The sequence below is a fragment of the Metabacillus sp. 84 genome (assembly GCF_050107715.1).
Classification (GTDB): domain Bacteria; phylum Bacillota; class Bacilli; order Bacillales; family Bacillaceae; genus Metabacillus_B.
This window is the reverse complement of sequence record NZ_JBNILN010000015.1, coordinates 67,947-84,770: the sequence shown is the minus strand read 5'-3', so window position 1 is coordinate 84,770 and position 16,824 is coordinate 67,947. Positions and strand designations below refer to the sequence as shown.

Sequence of the window (16,824 nt, the reverse complement as noted above, 5' to 3'; positions counted from 1 at the left end):
AGCAAAGAGTATATTGATGTAGTGAATCGTCTTATCGCTGAAATGGTGAAAGAACAGAAAAGCACCAAGAAAACAACAAAAGATGTTCCTGCCAACCTTCCAAGTGCAGTCAAGAACCAAGCAATTAAAGATGCTAAAAGTGTATTCTCTACAAAAATTAAGAAAAGCAAATACACAATCATCCCTATTTTGGTGAAGCCTGTCTGCATTTGGAATAACCAAAACTACTCGTTTGACTTCACTCACATACATTTGCCTTTGTTGATTAACGGTAAAGTAAAGAAAACACCTATTCGTGCGATATTAGTCGATAAGCATAACCGCAATTTTGATTTGCTAAAGCATAAACTAGGAACTCTTCGCATCACAAAAAAATCAAATAAATGGATTGCCCAAATAGCTGTCATCATTCCTTCTGCCCAAGAAACAGGAACGAAAAGAATGGGTGTAGATTTAGGTTTGAAAGTTCCTGCGGTAGCCATCACAGATGATGACAAGGTTTGTTTCTTTGGAAACGGTAGACAAAACAAATACATGAAGCGTACATTCCGTTCCAAACGCAAAACATTGGGCAGGAAGAAAAAACTCAATGCCATCCGTAAATTGGATGATAAAGAACAGCGATGGATGAAAGACCAAGACCACAAGGTGAGCCGTGCAATCGTCAATTTTGCAAAAGACAATCACATTTCTGTCATTCGCTTGGAACAACTGGCGAACATTAGACAGACGGCAAGAACGAGCCGTAAAAACGAAAAGAATTTGCACACTTGGTCCTTTTATCGCCTGTCTCATTTCATCGAATATAAAGCAAACCTAGTGGGTATTAAAGTTGAATATGTGAATCCCGCCTACTCGAGTCAAACTTGTCCGAAATGTTCAAAAAAAAATAAAGCCATAGACAGGAAATATAAGTGTCAGTGCGGATTCGAAAAACATAGAGATGTAGTCGGTGCAATGAATATTCGCTATGCACCTGTGGTTGGCGGTCATAGTCAACCAGCCTAAGATGCTATATGCACTGTCTTAGGAGGGGCAATGAGATGCCCCTGTCTTGAAGGCTGTTCAAAACAGAAATGGACTGCGAACGTTTAGTCATTCAAGAATCCCACCCGTCACACCGTAAGGTAGGGCTTGCGGCTTTAGCCGTGGGAGTCTCAAAGGCAAGATGGGGGTTTTAGTCTGCTTATTGATAAAGCGCCCCATTTATTGTCTAACGATTTTCAGCAGGATTCGGCATGCTTGAGTCAGGAAACGGTCTCGAACCCCATTAAGACGCCGCAGCGGACATAAATAGAATAGTTGAAGGAAAGCGAAATGCATAGCAGCTGCTGTGCGTTTTTTTTGCGGTTATTTTTCGTTGGAGCCGATTTCGTAAGGATGACGGCCTGCTACTTAGGTTGTGAATTGAAAAATTTTGCAGAATCATGTGGTGCGCATAAACGGAAACCGATATATTATGGTGTACATTGAAAAAAATTACAGTATGGGGTCTGGCCAATGAATATGATTAACCGATTAAAAGTTTATTTCGGTACGAATAGCAAAGGGCTTTATCAGCCGCTGGTCTTTTCCTTCCTGTTGGCTTTAATCTTGCCGGTATGTGTGATTATTGTTCAGCTTATCATTGATGAGACAATAATAGTGAATGACTATAAAATGCTCCCTTTAGAAATTTTTCTGCTTTGTCTTTTAATTGCCGCAACACTCATTCTTACCCATCTAATAAACCGGGCCTTCCGGGAATTTAGGCTGCGTGCCGCTGCCGGACTGAAAAAAGCTTTACGGGACAAGCTTTTGCAGCTCTCCATCCATTCGTTTGACCATCAAGCATATGAGCAGCTTTTATCCTTTTATACTCAGGATGTTGAAGCAATTAGAAGGTTTTTTCAAAGGGGGCTCCACAAATTTTTTGTAGTCCCTGTCATGATTATATTGAGCCTGGGGATCCTTTTTTACTACTCGATTCCGCTTGCTGCAGGAGCCCTTGCCGCTTCGGCTGTTTTAGCGGGAATTATGTACCGTCATCTAAGGATTAAAGCTAACGTTCATATAGAATCTGCACACTTTTCTGATTTGCTTTCTTTAAAAGGAGCGAGGCCTTCAGGTGGCGTTTCTATTCAAAACCAAAAGCTGAAGGGTGCTGCAGTGGGCTGTTCCTTGCTCTTTGCTGCTTCCGGGGGGGTGCTGGCATGGTATGGCCAGCTCGCTCCCGGTGAATATGCCGCATGTGTCTGTCTCCTTGCCCTTATTTTTATTCCGCTTGGCGGTTTCGGACAGATTGCAGGGCTGTGGCCCCATTTTCGTACTTCAGGATACCGGCTGCTTGCGATCTTAGAGACACCAAGGTCTGTTTATCAGCCGCCGTTTCCTGCCAAGGACAGAGGGATGATTTTGTTTGACGGTGTAGTATGCGGTTATCAGGAGAATCATCCGGTGCTTCATTCTTTATCATTTGAACTGCATCCCGGCAAAATCATTGGAATTATAGGAGAAAGCGGGGCCGGAAAGACTGCACTTGCCCATTTGCTTACTGGATTTTTAAAGCCTGTAGAAGGGGAAATTAAGCTTGGAGGCGGAGCGGGCGCTAGAATATCATCCTGTGCAGTATTTGAACGATCTGATCTGGAGGCTGAAACAGTGAAAGGGAACCTTGCATTTGGGAAGCCGGAAGCGCTGATGAGTGAGATTATTCAGGCTGCAAAAGCGGTTCAAGCTCATGATTTCATTATGGAGCTCCCTGAACAATACAATACACCTCTTGCTGGAACAACCCTTAATAAAGCGGCTATTCAAAAAATCGCGATTGCAAGGGCTTTGTGTACAATGCCGGACATTTTAATTTTAGATGATGCATTCATGGGAATTGAACCGTTCGAAGTCCGGAGGATCCTTAGCAATATAAAGAAGATAAGAGGGATTAAGACAGTTATCGTCCTTACCCGGAGTGCTGACACAGGCAGGTGCACAGATGAAATCATCTTTCTTTCAAATGGAACTGCATCGGAAAGGGGAACGCATCAAGAGCTCATGAGGAATGGCGGATTATACAGCAGATACTGTTTCGGTCAGCTTTTGCCTGCAAAGAATAAGCTGAAGGGCCAGTAGCAGCCCGGGTAATGGGACCCGGGATTTTTTGTGGAATCAAAACCAGGTTTACTTTACGGGGAGAAGTTTGATATAAAGGAAGGTATACAAATACATTGAAATGAGGATACATATGAAACAATCAGAACAATGGTCTTCCAAGCTCGGATTTATCCTCGCTTCGGCTGGATCTGCTATCGGAATCGGGGCAATCTGGAAGCTTCCATACGTGGCGGGGACAAGCGGCGGGGGCGCTTTTTTCCTGCTGTTTATTTTATTTACAGCATTGATCGGCCTTCCACTCTTGCTCGGTGAATTCGTCATCGGGCGCAGCACGCAAAAAGAGGCAATCCGTTCTTATCAGTCGCTTGTACCGGGTACGGCATGGTCTTATATCGGTTATCTGGGGGTCGCAACAAGCTTTATTCTGCTATCCTTCTACAGCGTTGTGGGGGGCTGGATCCTTCAATACCTGGTTTATAGTGTGACCGGCCAGCTGTCTGGATCGGCTGATTTCGGAAATCTTTTTAATGAAACAATTGCCCAGCCTTATTTTGCAGCGGGTTCGCAGTTTGCTTTTATGCTGCTGACCATTCTTGTTGTGTCAAGAGGGGTCTCGAGCGGAATTGAAAAGGCGAACAAATTTATGATGCCAGCCCTTTTTCTTATCTTCATTGTCATCATCGTTCGTTCACTTACTCTCGAAAATGCGATGGAAGGAGTCGCCTTTTTTCTGCAGCCGGATTTCTCCAAGCTGACTTCGGAGTCCGTTCTCGCTGCGATGGGACAATCTTTTTTCTCCCTTAGCGTTGGGGTATCTGTTATGCTTACCTATGCTTCCTATCTTGATAAAACGCAAAACTTGCCTAAATCCGCTGTATCCATCGTAATTATGAATATTGTGATTTCGCTTCTTGCAGGTCTTGCGATTTTCCCGGCTGTATTTTCGATAGGGATGGAGCCTGAAGCAGGTCCCGGCTTGCTGTTCGTCATATTGCCCTCGATATTCGGACAAATTCCATTCGGTTCCTTATTCATGGTGTTGTTCCTGGCGTTATTCTTGTTCGCAACTCTTACTTCCGCCTTTTCCATGCTTGAAATTTTAGTTGCTTCTTTAGCAAAGGGCAGGCCGGAGAAAAGGAAAAAGCTATCCTGGATTGGCGGTTTGCTTATCTTCGCCGCTGGAATTCCTGCTGCTTTAAGCTTTGGAATCTTAGGGGATGTCACTCTTTTCGGGAAAAATATTTTTGACGCCGAGGACTACCTGGTCAGTAACATTCTGCTTCCAATAGGTGCTCTCCTGATTGCTCTTTTTATTCCATGGAAGCTGGACAAGGCCATGCTGAAAGCTGAACTTGAAAAGGGAGCGGGAAGTGCGTCTGCCTGGTTTGCTCTTTGGCTTTACACTTTGAAGTTCATCGTTCCGATTGCCATCATTCTCGTGTTTCTTGATGTGCTGGGAGTGATCTGACAGACTTTAATTTTTAGTATACAATCAGCAAATCACCTCCGTTATCGTGCTCTTATTTAAAGAGAGGATTCGGAGGTAATTTTGTATGCTGCGAATGTTCTTGAGCGCCGGTTAATATTTAATCGGCAAATGAAAAGTTAAGGACGATAATGCCAGAAAGATAATCAATCAGAATGTGTTAAAAGCCGGGTGGGGAGGGGGTTTGGTAAACAGAACCATTTGAAGCAGGATAACATTAAATCATTCGTGCGGGATAGACCATTGCTTAATCAGGCTTGTAAGACTGAAAAAAAGACAGCCTGCTTTGCAGCGGCTGCCCTTTAGGCATAAAATCAGTTGCTGGCTTACAAGTATCCTATACGGCAGAAGAATGGCCAGCATTTAAGCGGGGAAGTATGGTTGAATGATCTTAAGAATTTTTTCTTAACAGCTCCACTGCATGCTTAGGTACATAAACTTTTCCGTCGCTTTCAACTGTAATCCCTTCTAGCTCGTACTTTTTGCTGCCAATCATCATTTCATTTTTATCAATCGCTATTTTTGCTTCCGTCCGGCCCCTCTTTACAGTCAGTACAGGGTTGTTTGAATCAGTTCTGTCAATTTTAACGGACGCTCCGATTTTTCTGAATGCTCCTTTAGCTTCTGTAAACAGCTCTTCTGTCAGCTTGTCTAAATTAAAGCCCATTCCTTTAGCCAACATCATAATTCTTGTTTTCAAGGACCTTCATAAGATTTTCTCCATCTTTACGGGTGCCTTTTTCAGATTCAGGAAGAAGTGCTTTTTTCCCTCCTCCAAGGACAACTTCCATGTCCTGATAAACTTGCTGCTCACCGATTACGCTGAAATTATTCCGGTTTACATGATGGGAGGAGAAAGCTGCCGGAGTTGCATGCTGAATTTCGGAGGTTGCCACAATTCCAGTCGACCGGCCTGAAAGCTCGGCACCTTCAAGAACATTTGCAACTGGCTTGAATTGATCTCTACTCTTTACTTTTTCTGCTCCCGGTGAATTGACAACAGAAGGCAAAACGCCTACATATCCGGAGTTGGATTTGTTTCCTGTTGCCATTGCCGTACCTCCAGGTGCAGAGTCAGTAATAGCAGATTCCGATGAAAATGTTTTGACACCGCCTGAAGCGATTTCATCCATGACAAGAGGAGCTCCTTTGTACCAGCGGGCCAGCGTTGTAGCTGAAGAGCTTGCACCATCCATCACAAGCATAATAACGTTAGTCGGTTCCTTTGGCTTCTTGGCAGATACTTCATGTTTTGATAGTCCATCCCCGATAATCTTTTTCGATAATTTTTTCATTTTCTGCCTCCACACATGTATTGTATTCGACTTTATTCTAGTCTCGAAATACTTAGATAGTATTCAGAAAATTTTAATAGATTGTAAATAGTGGAAAAATAGAACTATCTACTTATTAAACAAATTAAATTCATGCCGATAGGTAAATCGATTTTTTTCAGTAAAAGGAGAACCCAATAAAAATAAGCTGCCAATAACTTAAAGGCAGCTTTTAAATCATATGTTGTATGGTCACTTATTGCAGAGGTGTTTCATTCAATTCCTGTTCAGCCATAAGAACTTCGCTTTTATCAGGGTAAACACGGTCGATATGCTGTTCTCCCCAAGCGCAGAGAGAGTCAAGGATTTCTTTTAAAGACCAGCCGTAATCAGTAAGGAAGTACTCTACTTTGGGAGGGACCTGATTGTACACTTTCCGTTCAATGATTCCGTCCTCTTCCAGCTCACGCAGCTGCTGGGTCAGCATTTTCTGGGTAATGCCGGGCATCAGCCGCTTAAGTTCTCCTGTTCTTCTGGTGGCCTTAATAAGATGGCAGAGTATAACGACTTTCCATTTGCCTCCTATAACTTCTAAAGCTGCTTCTACAGGAATATTGTATTTTTTCATGGGTAATGCACCTGCCTTTACATACTGTATATAACTATTATAACCTTTGTTGCCTATGGAGGCTATAAGGTACTTATTGGTGCCTATGGTACAGTTAATGCGTCAAAACCATTAGGATTATGATAACTAGTGTTTACTATTACAAAGGTACATCCGTTGACACTAAATACGTTTGTAAGCGATATTTACAAATAGTTCAACTAATTCTTTATCAGTAGTAATTGTATTAACATATGGGCTCAAAGTTGTGCACCTACTATAAAATAATTGGATTATTTGCTGTCTTAATACTGTTATCCTTTACACCCGTTCCTGTCCTTTTAATAACATTATTATCGTTTAAGGTAACCCTGTAAGTGCCAGGCGGCAGATTTTCACTTGCTTTCAGACCTTCTTCTATTTTCTTATGAATATCTTGACTTGGTTCAGTATTTGCGTCCTTCATATAAAGTTCAATAACAATATTTACTCGCTTCGGATCAATAGTTGGCTGCTTTAAATTTTTAATGGTTCGGGCTGGATTCTGAATATATTGTTCTCTAATTGGCGTAAGTGAAGGGTCAAAAGCTACAATGTAGTACTCCTCCATTCTATAACCAATTGTAGAGATGTTTTTTATAGCCTCAGAAAGGAGACCAGATACAGGGAATGTGGATTTAATTTCTTTTACGAATTTATTCAAATTATTGATCTCATTCTCGAAGAGCATCGCCTAAAGGCCTGTCTCTATATCTCTTTCAATTTCTTCTTGTAAGGACGTAATCTGGTCATACAATATCTTCTTTCCTGGAACACTAACAGGTACAATTGCTAGTGTGTGAAAATGGGGTTCCCCAACCGATTCCACAAAGACCGAAATCCCATCTCGGGCTCCCGCTAAATTGTGAACCGTCACTTCTGTATTATAGTTATTTTTGAAAAAGGTTTTCACAGCCTCTATTATTTCTTCTTTGTTTTCCGATGCTAGTTTTTCGGTTAGATTGCCGCTGTTAGGGAGTTTAAATCCTTCTCCTGTGTAATCCTGCACACTGGCATATGTATCTTGATTCTTGGTTTCCTCTTTTTGAACTCCTTTCTCTCGCGATGGTGTTCCCCCAAGCTCTTCCGTTAATTCAGCATTCTTCTTATCTAACTCATCGCCCATTTTTTCCAATTGTGAGCAGCTTCCTGTAATAAAAACAGACCTAACGAGATAGTGCACAGCTTATATGTAACGTTCAACGGCTTACCTCCTTACTTTACATATATACCTCTAAAAACCCAAAATAATTGAATCGAATCAGGATCCAGGAAAAAATTCCTTCAGTGAAGCAGGGGGAGCACCGCAACCGTGTCCGTCCCCGCCAGACTGAAATTTTTTGTATAAGAAAAGCTGACTCTTTCAAATACAAGAGTCAGCTTTCTATTTAACGGATATACAGCCTTCCAGCATAAGATGGGCAGGCTGGTTAACGGTCTGAAAACATATACGTACGATGGTGATACCTGATTCCAAAAACTAAGCCAATCGCCATCATACTGCCCATTAATGAGCTTCCTCCATAGCTTATGAAAGGGAGGGGGATTCCTGTTATAGGAAGGATGCCGACGGTCATTCCTGCATTTTGCAGGACGTGGAACACAAACATGCTGATGACTCCTGCACAGATAAAGCTGTTAAATGGCTCATTTGTTTCCATCGCCACTTTAATCAAATGGTAGATGAGCAGGAAAAATAAGCTGATGACAACGCTTGTCCCTACAAACCCGAATTGCTCTCCGATGACGCTGAAGATAAAATCCGTGTGATTCTCCGGAATTCGGACATCGCTGTTTCCAAGCCCTTTCCCGAAAATTTGTCCCGAACCAATTGCTTTCATTGAGTTGAGCAAATGGAAGCCTTCAGCAGAAGGATACTGTTCAGGATCCAGCCATGAGTAAATACGGGCCATCTGATATTGTTTTGTCCCAAGGACGGCACTGATCAGTTCCTGCTGCCGGAGTGCGAGATACAAGAGGGTGATGCCTACTAAAGCAATCGAAGAATAAACAATCGTAATGATTTTCCAGGAAATACCGGATACAAGAATCATTCCGGCGGTTATGGCAATCAGTACAAGGGAAGTTCCCAAATCCTGCTGCATGATCAGAATGAGCGGAAATCCTGATACAGCTCCAATTTTCACGAGAAGAAACAAATCCGATCCGATTGATTTCTGCTGATGGCTCTGCTGATGCTGGATTAACACACTGCTGATCGCCAGTATGACAAATGTTTTGACAAATTCAGAAGGCTGTATTGAAATGAACCCGAGATCAAACCAGCTTTTTGCACCTTTAATCGTTGGAGCAATGCTTTCGGGAGCTACCTTTAATAATAGCAGCAAAAAGATTCCGAACCCGTACAGGTACCAAGTAAGCCTCTGCAGCTGTTCTGAATCAAAAAACATGACAGATGCTACAATTCCGCAGCCGAGGATGTAGTATATGAATTGACGAACGACAAAATTCGTTTCATATTGTGTAGCGGTCAGCTGTGCTCCATAAATGGCAATGATGCTAGTACAAAACAGCAGAAAAAGCAAAAAAGCCAGCTGGTAATCAAACTGCTGATTTAAAGAGTTTCTTTCTCTTTCCATATCTTTCACCAACTTACAAAAGTTTCCGCTAGTAAAGCCTTGATGTATAAGGCATTAGCGAGGCTAAACACTATCTATCATCCTACCACAATCTATTAAATGTGTGCGAGGAAATATTCCCCCGCTAAGCGCCTATTCCTATAGACGTTATCAAGCCTAAAAAAGTTTCTATGATGTCAGGCGAAACTTCGAGGTACTGTGCATCAAGGCAGCAAGCCCTTTTAACGGGCAGCGGCAGAAAAGCATGTGAACGAAAACCAGCTTCACAGAGATACTGCTCCGTTGCTCTGTTAAAAAGAATGAAAAAAGTCCCATATTAGTTTGATTGCAAAAAGAATCAGTGATGTGCCTGCAATAAGATTGATGATCCTTAAAACCAATGCTGATATGAGCTTCCTCGCAAAGTGGACAGTCAGGGCTACATTCAGATTCCACAGAAAAATTCCTGCCACGATAAAAAAGCTGTAAGCGAAAACGTCTGCCATTCCAAACGTAGATGGAAACAAAGCAATAGCCGACCCGTAAACCCCAAACCAGAAAAACAGGTTAAACGGATTGCCGAATGCAAGGAAAAATCCTTCTGTAAATGATCCCTGCAAATTTCCCGTGGGATGGACGTCAAGCATTGTCTTATCATAACGGTATGCGGAAATGCTTTTGATCCCAAGCTTGAAAAGAAGAACGGCTCCTGCAGCAGTCATCGCAGCTGAGATAATGGGGATCCTGAAAAACGGCAGCAGCCCTCCGAGAATTGCTCCAATAAATATGAGATCGGCTGTCAATGCCCCGAGCCCTGTAAGCCAGGATGGCCAGAATCCTCCAGACAGCCCTGCTCTGATCATTTGCAGTTTTACCGGTCCAACCGGTGCTGCAAGACTGATCCCCAGCACCAGCGGTTTTATGAAAAAAAGAATAGCGTCCACAGAAATGCTCCTTTTTTGGCTCGTCCTTCTATATCTTATTCATGAAGGTGAGCGGAGCATTCTATATAATTTTGAATAAAGTGTTTCAATATGAAGTTAAGCTCGTTAGGAGACTTTGTCGGTATCTGATGGCCGGCATCTGAAATATAAACGATTTTCGCATGAGGAATTTCTTTTTCATAAATGGCAGGATACGATTTCAGATATCTGTCACTCGATCCGTAGATAAGAAGTACCGGCATAGCCAGAAGATGCAGGCGGGCAGTGGCGGTGTATGAAAATGTCATTTGATACTGCTTATAGAGTCCATAAGGATCTGAAAGCATCATGTACCGTTCCAGGATATCTTTCATACACGGATCAGGTGCGTGGGATCTGGCGATTGCTTTTGATAGGCAAGACATTCCTCCTGCACCTGTCAGCGCTATTCCTAGTTTAAATTCGAGAGTGAGAAGCGGGGTGGATACTTCCGGAAACCCGCCAATTAATAGGAGTCCTTCTGTCTTATCAGGATAGGCTAATGCAAATTCCTGAGCGATGCATCCACCATTGGAATAACCGCAGATAATGGCTTTAGAAATTGAAAGAAGGGATAAGAGCTCATAAAGATCATCGGCCAGTTCACGAACGGATAATGCAGGAAGTAACCCGCCGCTTCTGCCATTGCCTCTTAAATCATAGGTCAATACCGCGAAATTCTTTTGGAGCACTCTTTGATAGTGAAAAACAGCAGAGCCCATTCCGGTAGGATGAATAAAAACAATGGTCTGTTTTCCTGTGCCTGTAAGCTGGTAAAACGTTTTGCCGGAAGGGTAAGAATAGGACAAAAGTAAAACCTCCTCTCTGTCATTATGTCCATAGCATGTGATTGACATGTTTTCAGGAGACAGCTAAAATTGATTTAATTTGAGTCAATTGTGATAAAATAGAGTATCGGTTGTCTTTGTATAAGCTTGACTTAGAGGAGGAACATCAGTGCCGGAAATACCGCCCCGTAACAAGAAAAAGAAAAGAAGTCCCATTTTAGAATGGATCGCTGCCATTTTAGTGGCTGTCGTACTGGCGGCTAGCATAAGGATTTTTATCTTTGAACCTTATGTGGTAGATGGGGATTCAATGGATCCAACACTCAGAAACTCTGAGAAACTTTTTGTGAATAAAATCATCCGTTATGTAGGAGATTTTGAACGGGGAGATATCGTCATTATTAATGGCCAAAATAACAGTGAACACTATGTAAAAAGGATTATCGGTCTTCCCGGGGATACAGTGGAAGTTAAGGATGATGTGCTTTATGTAAACGGCGAAGAGGTGAAAGAGCCCTACCTGACCTCTAACCGGATAGAAGCAGAGTCTACAGGTGTTCAGCTGACCAATGACTTTAAAGAAGTAAAAGTTCCGGAAAACAAATACTTTGTTATGGGTGACAATCGCCTTGTCAGTATGGACAGCCGGACAGGCCTCGGTTTAATTGAAACAGAAAGAGTTATAGGAAGATCAGAATTTGTGATGCTTCCGTTTGATAAAGTACGGGCAACAAACTAAAGCCGATCCATTGGATCGGTTTTTTATTATGTTCTGCCTTCTGCCAAAAAAGAAAGGATTCATTGTGAAAAAATTACATAATTTTGTAACATTTGTAAAACAAAGACGTCTATGTATTTAAAAAGGAAAAAGAGGTGCCTAATGATTAAACTTGCAGCAGGCGTTTTGCTTGTTATTTTCATCTTGACCGGCTGCAGCAATGAAAATAATGCGAGCTCCCGGGACCACTCAGCTTCCGGAGATGGAGAAATGATGGCAGCAGAAGAAAAAGAGGCACTAAATGAAAAGAGCGGGGTGAAAGCAGAAACTGAACAGCCTGCTGAACAGGAAGGTCAGCAACTGATCAAATCTCCCCAGGATCAAAAGATTATCTATACAGCGGAAATGAGTATAGAAGCAGAAGATTACAATAAGGCTTATACTAAAATCGAAAAAGACGCTCAAGCTGCAGGCGGCTATATCGTCAGCACTTCATCAAACAAAACGGAAAATGGACCGCGGGAGGGGAGCATCACTTTAAGAATTCCCCAGCAGGAGTTCAACGGGTTTTTAGCCGTCATTGAAAATGGTGAACTGAAAATATTCAGTAAACATGTTTCAGGGCAAGATGTGACGGAGGAATTCGTGGACTTGGATTCCAGACTCAAAGCGAAGCAGGCGGTTGAAGAAAGACTCCTCTCGTTTATGGAAAAAGCGGACAAAACGGCTGATTTGCTGTCCATTTCAAAGGATCTATCCACTGTCCAGGAGGAGATCGAACAGCTGAAGGGGAGAAAGAATTACCTTGAGAACCAAACTGATTTCTCTACGGTTACCATCCAGCTTAGTGAATCAAAGGTGGTAGTGCCGGGGGTTGATAACAAGGAATGGAATACGTGGGAGAAAACACAGCGGCAATTTATGGGAAGCATCAATGCGCTTTTATATGGAGGATCGGCATTCATTGTGTTTACTGCAGGAAATCTCCCAATTTGGATCATGTTGTTTGCAGCTGGCTGGATAGTTTATTCCTTCTGGAAAAGAAAGCGCCGGGGAGGGAGGGACTAACAGGATTCAGACAGGAATCCATTTGTCTATTTCCTGGCTATTCATGCTATAATGAAGAGGATGATTATTAATTGGAGGACTTAAACTATGATTACAGTAAACAATGTCGGCTTGCGCTACGGCGACCGCAAGCTTTTTGAAGATGTTAATATAAAATTCACTCCCGGTAACTGCTACGGACTGATTGGGGCAAATGGAGCAGGAAAATCAACGTTCCTTAAAATTCTTTCAGGAGAAGTCGAAGCTCAGAGCGGTGACGTTCATATGGGACCCGGTGAGCGTCTTGCTGTATTGAAGCAAAACCATTTTGAATATGAAGAACATGAAGTAATGAAAGTTGTCATTATGGGTCATGAACGCCTTTATGAAGTGATGCAGGAAAAAGACGCCATTTATATGAAAGCTGATTTTTCAGATGAGGATGGGATGAAAGCGGCCGAGCTTGAAGGAGAATTTGCCGAGCTGAACGGCTGGGAAGCAGAAAGTGAAGCGGCTATTCTTCTTAAAGGTCTTGGGATTCCTGAGGAGCTTCACACGAAAACAATGGCAGAGCTCACAGGCGGAGACAAGGTAAAGGTGCTGCTTGCACAGGCTTTGTTCGGAAAGCCGGATGTGCTTTTACTGGATGAGCCTACGAACCACTTGGATTTAAAGGCGATCGGCTGGCTGGAGGAATTTTTAATTAACTTTGAAAATACAGTCATTGTTGTATCCCATGACCGTCACTTCCTTAATAAAGTCTGTACCCATATTGCCGATCTTGATTTTGGGAAAATTCAGGTTTACGTCGGGAACTATGACTTCTGGTATGAGTCCAGCCAGCTGGCCCAGCGCATGGCTTCGGACGCTAATAAGAAAAAAGAAGAGAAAATCAAGGAACTTCAGGCATTCATTGCAAGGTTCAGCGCCAATGCATCCAAATCCAAACAGGCGACTTCCCGTAAAAAGCTTCTTGATAAAATATCACTGGATGATATTCGTCCGTCTTCAAGAAAGTATCCTTATGTCCATTTCACCCCTGAACGGGAAATCGGGAATGACCTCCTGCGTGTAGAGGAAATTTCTAAAACGATTGATGGCGTTAAAGTTCTTGATAACGTGAGCTTTATTATGAATAAGGGTGACAAGATTGCGTTTACAGGCGGTGATGAGGTGGCTAAAACCACCTTGTTCAAAATACTGACTGGAGAAATGGAAGCTGACAGCGGGACATTCAAATGGGGCGTTACAACCTCACAGTCGTATTTCCCTAAAGACAATAACGAATATTTTGACAGCAACGATCAAAACCTTGTCGACTGGCTAAGACAGTATTCTCCGAACGACCAAAGCGAAAGCTTCCTTCGCGGATTCCTGGGAAGAATGCTTTTCTCCGGGGAAGAAGTGCTGAAAAAATCAAGCGTTCTTTCCGGAGGAGAGAAGGTGCGCTGCATGCTCTCCAAAATGATGCTGAGCGGAGCGAACGTGCTGATTATGGATGAACCAACGAACCACTTGGATCTGGAATCCATCACAGCATTAAATAACGGGATGATAAACTTTAAAGGATCTATGCTGTTCGCTTCTCATGACCATCAGTTTGTTCAGACGATAGCCAACCGGATTATTGAACTGACCCCTAATGGCTTTGTGGATAAACAAATGTCCTATGATGAATTTTTGGAAGACAGTGATGTTCAGAAGCAGCTGCAGGAAATGTATGCCTCTTAACGATATCCATCTAAATTTCAGATAACATATAAAAACTCTTGGATCATTTCCAAGAGTTTTTACATTGCTTCCTTTAAGTTTGAAAACGGCCTGATCCATTATTTTCTGATGTGTTCCTTCCGAGCTGCTAAAGCTCTTTTTCCTTTTTGTTTTTTTCGTACAAATCCCTGCCTGTTTTCCCAAAGTAGGATACGAGAATAGAAAGGACTGTATAGATGGATACCCAGATTGTGAATGTGTCGTTAAAGATTGTCATTGTCAGGAAGATGAGGATCAGCAGCATCAAAACAGGCATAACCCAAATTTTGCGGATCAGCCATGAGCCGGCAAGGGATAAAATCATGACTGCAAATGGGATGATGAATAAAACCAGTGCAAATTCCAACGAAACCGCTCCTTTCCAGCCTCCTTGATTATAAAGGAAAAAGGGAGTGCCTGAAAGTTTTTATCCCCAAATACTAGGGAAGATAAAGTAGTGAGAAAGGATGATGGATGATGACTGCTAAAATGAAGGCTGCAGGCTTACATCAATATTTGCCGATCAGCCATCCCGAAAGCATAGTGGAGGAAGAAGTTAACAGGCCCGAACCTGGCGAACGGGATATTCTGGTGAAAATTAAAGCCGTTTCTGTTAATCCGGTCGATACGAAAGTCCGCGCTCCAAAAGATGGGGAAGAGAAGGAGCTGAAAGTTTTAGGATGGGATGCTTCCGGAGTTGTAGAGAAAACCGGATCAGGTGTGACAATGTTCCAGCCTGGAGATTCGGTCTATTATGCTGGCTCTATTTCCCGCCCGGGTACAAACAGTGAATATCATCTAGTGGATGAAAGAATTGCAGCTGCAAAGCCGGATATCCTGACATTTGAAGAAGCAGCAGCCATGCCGCTAACGAGTCTGACGGCGTGGGAAGGGCTATTTGAGAGGCTTGGCATCAGCCGGGACCAGGAACAAAACGAGGGAAAATCCATTTTGATTATCGGCGCGGCCGGCGGAGTTGGATCAATTGCCCTTCAGCTTGCCAAGTGGGCAGGGCTGACCGTTATTGGAACAGCCTCCAGAAGAGAAACGCAAGAGTGGGCGAAGGAACATGGTGCCGACGAAACCATTAGCCACTATGAGCCATTAAAAGCTCAGCTGGAAGCGAAAGGGTATGCCCAGCCAGATTATATTTTTTGCCTGAACAGCACGGACCAGCATTGGGAACCGATGATGGAGGCCATTGCTCCACAGGGGAGGATCTGCTCGATCGTAGAGACGAAAACCCCTTTGGATATCAGTCTTTTGCAGCAGAAGAGCATTACGTTTGTGATGGAGTTTATGTTCACCAAGTCGTTGTTTGAAACAGTTGATATGGAGAGCCAGCATAAAATCCTTACTGAGATAGGTGAGTTATTTGCCAGCAGAAAGCTGAAGCCAACGTTAACAGAGACGATCAAACCCTTCAGTGCAGAGAGCATAAGAAAAGCCCATGAGAAAGCAGAATCCGGCAAAACCATCGGCAAAGTAGTGGTATCAGGATTTTAGCTGCAGACTGGGTCCGTGCTTGGCTATGAATAAAAGGCATAAAAAATAACCCTCAGGAGAGGGTTATTTTTATTCAAACCAGCTGTCAGTCAGATCACGGTTGTCTTCAATCCATTTTTTTGCGCCACGCTCAGGGTAGTATCCATCCTCTGACTGAGCTGCTGCATTCACATATTTAATGAGTTCGGACATTTGATCGTCGTTAAGCTCCCAATTGTTCATCCACTCAATAATTTCCGGGTGTTCCTTGCTGAACCCTTTTCTTGTCATGTACTGGATATTATCAGGTTTCCCGTATGATTCTTTAGGGTCTTTTAAATACTTGAGGTCCATATCGGAGAAGATCCAGTGGGGACTCCACAGTGTGACAGCGATCGGCTTCTGATTGTCATAGGCTTTTTTCAGCTCAACAAGCATCGCGGCCTCTGATGATTCCACAATTGTATAATCCAGGCTGTAATCCGTTTTCATTTTACCTGTAAGCTGCATTAAGCTTGAGCCGGGGTCAATTCCGTACACTTTCCCTCCGAACTTATCCTTGACCGTATTCAAATCCTCCAATGAATTCACATCTTTCAAATACGATGGTACAGCTATCCCGAGCTGGGTTCCTTTATACCATTCGTCATGAAGTTCTACGTCCTCTTTATATTTGTCATAAAAAGGCTTATCCGTGATTGGCAGCCAGACATTTCCCTGAATATCAATGTCTCCCCGGGCCACACCGGTCCAGTTCGCTGCTTTATCAAGCTCCATCATTTCAACATTATAGCCTTTTTCTTCTAAAAGAACCTTCCATAGATAGGCAGTAGAAATGTTATCAATCCAGTTGATCATTCCAATTTTGATTTTCTTTTTGCTGTCTCCAAGCGGGCTGCTGCAGGAGGCAAGTACGAGGGTAAATAGCAGAGATAAAATAACCGCAAGCTTCATCTTTTTCAATATGTATGTCTCCTCTCTTTCTTCAATCGCTGTATTT

14 protein-coding genes and 2 pseudogenes are annotated in these 16,824 nt (G+C 42.9%); 7 read left to right on the top strand and 9 right to left on the bottom strand.

Annotated elements, in window-relative coordinates; translation table 11 throughout:
- The 3 genes from ACQCV8_RS18295 to ACQCV8_RS18285 form a co-directional block, all read left to right on the top strand.
- A partial coding sequence (locus tag ACQCV8_RS18295) for an RNA-guided endonuclease InsQ/TnpB family protein (RefSeq protein ID WP_426846890.1) occupies positions 1–1,008 on the top strand: 1,008 nt, incomplete at its 5' end.
- 492 nt (positions 1,009–1,500) lie between these two features.
- Positions 1,501–3,108 carry an ATP-binding cassette domain-containing protein gene (locus tag ACQCV8_RS18290; RefSeq protein ID WP_426846889.1) on the top strand — a complete coding sequence of 536 codons (1,608 nt, stop codon included), beginning with the start codon at positions 1,501–1,503 and terminating at the stop codon, positions 3,106–3,108.
- 112 nt (positions 3,109–3,220) lie between these two features.
- A complete protein-coding gene (locus ACQCV8_RS18285; RefSeq protein ID WP_426846888.1) occupies positions 3,221–4,558 on the top strand; it encodes a sodium-dependent transporter in 1,338 nt (445 codons plus the stop codon).
- A gap of 409 nt (positions 4,559–4,967) precedes the next feature.
- Here ACQCV8_RS18285 and ACQCV8_RS18280 read toward each other — a convergent pair whose 3' ends face one another.
- From ACQCV8_RS18280 to ACQCV8_RS18250, 7 genes and pseudogenes are all read right to left on the bottom strand, one after another.
- Positions 4,968–5,243, bottom strand: a complete 276-nt coding sequence (locus ACQCV8_RS18280) for a stalk domain-containing protein (protein WP_426846896.1) — start codon at positions 5,241–5,243, stop codon at positions 4,968–4,970.
- A 13-nt stretch (positions 5,244–5,256) separates the two neighbouring features.
- Positions 5,257–5,871 (bottom strand): annotated as a pseudogene (locus tag ACQCV8_RS18275) (alkaline phosphatase); the annotation flags it as partial.
- Positions 5,872–6,106: 235 nt separating this feature from the next.
- Positions 6,107–6,478, bottom strand: coding sequence for a winged helix-turn-helix transcriptional regulator (locus ACQCV8_RS18270; protein WP_426846887.1), 372 nt, complete (start codon positions 6,476–6,478; stop codon positions 6,107–6,109).
- Positions 6,479–6,734: 256 nt separating this feature from the next.
- Positions 6,735–7,622, bottom strand: a pseudogene (locus tag ACQCV8_RS18265) (DUF1672 family protein).
- 304 nt (positions 7,623–7,926) lie between these two features.
- On the bottom strand, positions 7,927–9,096 hold the full coding sequence (locus tag ACQCV8_RS18260) for an FtsW/RodA/SpoVE family cell cycle protein (protein WP_426846886.1): 1,170 nt from the start codon (positions 9,094–9,096) through the stop codon (positions 7,927–7,929).
- A 290-nt stretch (positions 9,097–9,386) separates the two neighbouring features.
- The gene (locus ACQCV8_RS18255) at positions 9,387–10,019 is read right to left on the bottom strand and encodes a LysE family translocator (RefSeq protein WP_426846885.1); all 633 of its coding nucleotides are present in this window, start codon (positions 10,017–10,019) and stop codon (positions 9,387–9,389) included.
- Between the two features lie 35 nt (positions 10,020–10,054).
- Positions 10,055–10,846, bottom strand: a complete 792-nt coding sequence (locus ACQCV8_RS18250; protein WP_426846884.1) for an alpha/beta fold hydrolase — start codon at positions 10,844–10,846, stop codon at positions 10,055–10,057.
- Positions 10,847–11,003: 157 nt separating this feature from the next.
- Between ACQCV8_RS18250 and lepB the strand changes: the two genes are divergently transcribed.
- From lepB to ACQCV8_RS18235, 3 genes are all read left to right on the top strand, one after another.
- Complete coding sequence (gene lepB, locus ACQCV8_RS18245) at positions 11,004–11,564, top strand: signal peptidase I (RefSeq protein WP_426846895.1); 561 nt, start codon at positions 11,004–11,006, stop codon at positions 11,562–11,564.
- Positions 11,565–11,705: 141 nt separating this feature from the next.
- On the top strand, positions 11,706–12,611 hold the full coding sequence (locus ACQCV8_RS18240; protein ID WP_426846883.1) for a DUF4349 domain-containing protein: 906 nt from the start codon (positions 11,706–11,708) through the stop codon (positions 12,609–12,611).
- 87 nt (positions 12,612–12,698) lie between these two features.
- Complete coding sequence (locus ACQCV8_RS18235) at positions 12,699–14,321, top strand: ABC-F family ATP-binding cassette domain-containing protein (protein ID WP_426846882.1); 1,623 nt, start codon at positions 12,699–12,701, stop codon at positions 14,319–14,321.
- A gap of 127 nt (positions 14,322–14,448) precedes the next feature.
- Here ACQCV8_RS18235 and ACQCV8_RS18230 read toward each other — a convergent pair whose 3' ends face one another.
- Positions 14,449–14,706 carry a DUF2651 family protein gene (locus ACQCV8_RS18230; protein WP_426846881.1) on the bottom strand — a complete coding sequence of 86 codons (258 nt, stop codon included), beginning with the start codon at positions 14,704–14,706 and terminating at the stop codon, positions 14,449–14,451.
- A 107-nt stretch (positions 14,707–14,813) separates the two neighbouring features.
- Here ACQCV8_RS18230 and ACQCV8_RS18225 point away from each other — a divergent pair, with 107 nt between their 5' ends.
- The gene (locus tag ACQCV8_RS18225; protein WP_426846880.1) at positions 14,814–15,845 is read left to right on the top strand and encodes a zinc-binding alcohol dehydrogenase family protein; all 1,032 of its coding nucleotides are present in this window, start codon (positions 14,814–14,816) and stop codon (positions 15,843–15,845) included.
- Positions 15,846–15,914: 69 nt separating this feature from the next.
- Here ACQCV8_RS18225 and ACQCV8_RS18220 read toward each other — a convergent pair whose 3' ends face one another.
- Complete coding sequence (locus ACQCV8_RS18220; RefSeq protein WP_426846879.1) at positions 15,915–16,787, bottom strand: glycine betaine ABC transporter substrate-binding protein; 873 nt, start codon at positions 16,785–16,787, stop codon at positions 15,915–15,917.
- Positions 16,788–16,824: the final 37 nt, after the last annotated feature.